Genomic DNA, 2,691 nt, shown 5'->3' on the forward strand with positions numbered 1-2,691 from the left:
TAGTAGTCGTCGGCGTAGATTTTCTGGTCCTGCAGCGGCTGGAAGACCCCCTTGAACGGCAGGCCGCTCTCCTTGAGGAGGGTGCTTTCGAAGCGCTGACCAGCCGTCTCTAGGGAGATCATCTCACTCTCCGGTAATGGCGTCGGTGTCCGTGGTGGCGACCACCAAGCTGCGGGTCGGGATCTCGATCCCGGTGGCCTCGGCCCGGGCGGCGACGTACCGCTCCCATGTTTTCGCCTCCAGCTCGTAGGTGCTGACCACCTGCGGGCGCTGGAACTCGTGCAGGCCGTTGGTCTGCTGCTGGGCGATCCGCTGGCGGATCGAGGGCAGCAGGCGGATGGCGGCTTGCAGGGTGATGCAGGTGTTGGCGGCGATCTCGGCCACGGTGCCCGAGGTCAGCACGGTCGCGAGAGACACGGGCTTGAAGTCGGCCTCGACGTAGAAGTACGCCGCCGGGAGGTCGATGCTCTCGTCGCTGATCTCGTGCTCGCTGATGCCGAGGTAGTTGCGCACGTCATCGGGCGTCACGGTGTGCGCCAGACGGGGCAGCACGCGGTAGAAGGCCTCGATCTGTCGGGTTGAGCCCGCCCAGCGGAAGGTCACGAGGACCACCCGTTTCTCGAACAGACGGCCTTCGGCGATCGTGTTGACCTCGGCGGGCAGCTCCAGACGCAAGGTGTGCGTGGTCACGTCCGTGGTCACGGGTCGAGCGGTCACCGTTGTGGCGGCACCGGTCTGGTCGAGGATGCTGTAGAAGACCGAGCCGGCCTCGGGCACCAGCGGGGCCTTCCCCTCGAGGAGGGGGATCGTGATCGTCCCGACAGTCCCGCTGGTGATGTCGATCATCAGGCTTTCGCCTTCTTCGCAGCCGGAGCTTTCACCGTCTTCTCGGTCACTTCCTGCAGACCGAAGGCCGAAAGGAAGCTGTCGATCGCCTGCTCGGGGGTCTTGCTCTCTCTCCAGAAGCCGAGGAACTCCTCATCCGTGGCATTTTCCGAGAGTTTGCCAAGGATGCGGACCTGTCCGTTGGCCACGCGGCCCGACAGGAAGATGCTCATCTCGACGACGCTGGGTCGGAAGGCGTCGACGATCTGTTGGTTGTAGGTGAAGTCGACCAGCTCGAAGGCGCCCGACGTTTCAACAAGGTGTTTGACCATGGTCCATCCTCTAAAAGAAGGCCCACCGCTTTGGAGGCGGTGGGCCTAGTTTCGGCTGCCTATGGGGCTCAGGCGCCGAAGTTGTAGACCGACCGGGTGTCGCCGAAGGCCAGCTTGTAGCCGCTGTTCTCGGACTTCACGTAGGTGATGCTCTGGTTCTGGATCGCGCGCTCGGACTCGTCGATGTTCGAGCCGGCTTCGATCAGCTCCTCGATGGTGTCACCCTTCGAGATGCCCAGCAGACGGCCAGCCGGGACGCCGCTCGACAGAGCGAAGTTCACGGTGCCCGAGACGAGCGGGACGGCGTTCATCTGGAAGCCGGTGGCGGCGAGGTTCTCGGCGTCGGTGCGGTTCAGGCTCGAGGTCGGCAGAGCGAACATGCGGAGCCAGAGCAGGTAGGCGTCCCAGTTGCCGATCACGGTGTCGACCGGGGTGCCGGCCTTCGCGCGGGCAACGAGCCAGCCCGACATGCCTTCCCACGACAGCTTGCCGGCGGCAGCGTTCGCGTCGAAAGCCGACTGGGCCACGACCGGGGCCGCGCCATTCACGCCGTCGCCGTTCAGCAGGACGTGGGTGGCGGTGATCACCTTCGAACGCTCGGTCTCGCGAGCCGCGCGGTTGTTGAAGGGGGTCAGCATGTCGAGGCGGACGCGACGAGCGAACTCGTAGGAGATCCGCAGACCGCCACCGTGCTTGTAGAACTGCACGGCGGTCTGGCCGGAACGGATGGTCCGCACCGGGAACCGGCCCAGTTCGGCAACCGCACGGTTGACCTGGTAGTCTTCCTCGTTGTCCTCGATCACGGTCGAGATCATCTCGACGCCGTTCACGGTGCGCGACTGCGCGACGAAGGCGGCGGTGGTCTCGAGCTGCTCCTGACGGTACTTCCAGCGGACCACGTCATCGACGACCTCGGGGAAGAGGGCGCGGGTGCCGGGGTAGGTCTGGAAGGTGTCGGAGGCGGCGTCGAGGACGTGGCCAGCCGGCAGGTTGTCGTTGACCGGCAGGTTCAGCGCGGCCAGCGAGGCTTCGTAGCCCGAGAGGTAGCCATTGGCGCTGCGGTACTTGTCGGACTCAGCCGAGCCACGGACATCGACGGCGAGGTCGAGGAACTGACGCAGACCGAGGCCGAACTCTTTCGCCTCGCGGGTCAGGGCCAGACCGGCTTGGATGCCTTCGTGCTGGGACTCCGAACGCAGGGCCAGCACTTCGCTCACATCACGGCGACGGACCTGGGAGAGGGGTTTGAACATCTTGGTTGTCTCCGTGGGATTAGAACTTCACCACAACCGCTTTGCCGTCGATGACCTCGGCGACGAAGTTGGTGTTGTGGTTCGGGGTGGCAGCGGCTTTGACTTCGCCAGCGCCGGCACCGACGACGGTCGCGCCAACGGCGACGACTTCACCGGCTTTGATCGGCAGGGTGTTGGCGAAGCGGAACTCGACGGCGCCGACGACGATGCCTTCGATCTTGCGGTTCTCGAAGGACGCGAGGCGACCGATGATGACGTCGCCGTCACCGGCCAGCTTGGCG

The 2,691-nt window shown here is 65.1% G+C and carries 4 protein-coding genes; all 4 read right to left on the bottom strand.

The features are described from left to right. Positions 1–123: 123 nt before the first annotated feature. A complete protein-coding gene (locus ACFDS3_RS20570; protein WP_375264186.1) occupies positions 124–846 on the bottom strand; it encodes a hypothetical protein in 723 nt (240 codons plus the stop codon). Then, the gene (locus ACFDS3_RS20575; protein ID WP_375264187.1) at positions 846–1,157 is read right to left on the bottom strand and encodes a hypothetical protein; all 312 of its coding nucleotides are present in this window, start codon (positions 1,155–1,157) and stop codon (positions 846–848) included. Before ACFDS3_RS20575 ends, ACFDS3_RS20570 begins: the two co-directional genes overlap by 1 nt. A gap of 68 nt (positions 1,158–1,225) precedes the next feature. Continuing rightward, positions 1,226–2,410: a hypothetical protein gene (locus tag ACFDS3_RS20580; protein WP_375264188.1), complete on the bottom strand. Its 1,185-nt coding sequence runs from the start codon at positions 2,408–2,410 to the stop codon at positions 1,226–1,228. A 19-nt stretch (positions 2,411–2,429) separates the two neighbouring features. Beyond that, positions 2,430–2,691, bottom strand: a 262-nt coding sequence (locus ACFDS3_RS20585; RefSeq protein ID WP_375264189.1) for a hypothetical protein, incomplete at its 5' end; no start/stop codon positions are given.

This window comes from Palleronia sp. (genome assembly GCF_042089775.1).
GTDB lineage: Bacteria > Pseudomonadota > Alphaproteobacteria > Rhodobacterales > Rhodobacteraceae > Palleronia.

Coding starts and splice junctions, on each gene's coding strand:
- ACFDS3_RS20570 (WP_375264186.1), bottom strand. CDS start 846: ATGATCGACATCACCAGCGGGACTGTCGGGACGATCACGATCCCCCTC.
- ACFDS3_RS20575 (WP_375264187.1), bottom strand. CDS start 1,157: ATGGTCAAACACCTTGTTGAAACGTCGGGCGCCTTCGAGCTGGTCGAC.
- ACFDS3_RS20580 (WP_375264188.1), bottom strand. CDS start 2,410: ATGTTCAAACCCCTCTCCCAGGTCCGTCGCCGTGATGTGAGCGAAGTG.